2 protein-coding genes are annotated in these 1,228 nt (G+C 30.7%); both read right to left on the bottom strand.

What is annotated here, in order from left to right; translation table 11 throughout:
- Nucleotides 1-286 precede the first annotated feature (286 nt).
- The gene (locus ABD734_RS01010) at nucleotides 287-637 is read right to left on the bottom strand and encodes a hypothetical protein (protein WP_344700757.1); all 351 of its coding nucleotides are present in this window, start codon (nucleotides 635-637) and stop codon (nucleotides 287-289) included.
- A 68-nt stretch (nucleotides 638-705) separates the two neighbouring features.
- Nucleotides 706-1,098, bottom strand: a complete 393-nt coding sequence (locus tag ABD734_RS01005) for a single-stranded DNA-binding protein (protein ID WP_344700756.1) — start codon at nucleotides 1,096-1,098, stop codon at nucleotides 706-708.
- Nucleotides 1,099-1,228: the final 130 nt, after the last annotated feature.

The raw sequence follows: 1,228 nt of genomic DNA, 5'->3' as shown, positions 1-1,228 counted from the left end.
TTCTTCTAATCCCTTTCCGTCAAAGTTAATTTTTATTTAAGGTCAATTTATTGATCTTAAATGCAAAAATTAAACCCGATTGATTCTATTAGGGCGATTTTAAGGCAAGTTAGTATCATTATCATGGATACTCCATCACTAACTGCTTTAAAATCGCTTGTATTAATGGCTTTCTTTTAGAAAGTTGCTTAAATCAATCAGATTTAAGCAAACCCGATTGATTTTAATATAAAAACTCCCCTAGTCAATCGACCAGGGGAGTTTTTAGTTTATCTAATATTCCACTTCATCTAAAGTAATAAAGATAATCTTCATATGACATTTCAGAGTGCCAATCTGTATAAAAAATATATTCTCCATAATCTTCTGGTACTATTTCGGAGATTGTTTTTTCAGCACATTTTTCACTGCAAAATGTATTGTCATCTTCTGTTAAAAATCCCGCATTAAATATCTCCCTACATTCATTATTTTCACATACTCTAAATCCTAAATGCTGTTCCATATCTTCTAAATCGCTTATTTTACTATCTAATCCATTTTCAATATCTTCTTTATTAATTCCTTGTTCATTCGCAAGTAGAATAAATATTTCTTTACTTTCTTTTGATAATTCCTCTACATAAACTTTTCTCATTTTAATCTTCCTTTCCTTTTTAATTGATTAACCAATTAATTAATTAATTGGTTAATCAAAGTATTTTTTTAGAACGGCATATCATCATCTTCAAAATCGAGTGGACTTTCAAATTTTTCGTTACTCTCTTTTTGTTCTTCTTTACCTTTGCTTTTCTTTTTTACTAGCGAGAAGAAAAATGCGAGTGCATATGTTCTAGTTCGCTTTTCATCGTTTTTATTGGTGTAGTTCTCAACCTTTAATTCTGCATTTTCCAGTGCTATCATATCGCCTTTTTCAGCTACTTTTTTAAGGTTTTCAGCACCTTTACCTAATATCGTAAATGGAATAAAATTCACTTTCTCTCGATTACCTTTGTCTGTAACAGCAATGCTGTTATTCACAACTGGCATTTCTTTTTCCCCTACATACTTAACTTCTACGTCATGTGCTACTCTTCCAATTAGATTTAAACTGTTCATTTGAATCTTCCTTTCTGTTTTGATTTTTGGTTTTGACTTTGGCATTTAAAACTTTTGCTTGGCGAAAGTCTGTACCGAAAAGGTATGAAATTTCCCTTTTGCATGTGCGACAGCAATATGACTAGCAAAT

This window comes from Salinicoccus jeotgali, assembly GCF_039538805.1.
Lineage (GTDB): Bacteria > Bacillota > Bacilli > Staphylococcales > Salinicoccaceae > Salinicoccus > Salinicoccus jeotgali.
The sequence above is the reverse complement of the archived record's forward strand: the minus strand, read 5'-3'. Positions and strand labels throughout refer to the sequence as shown.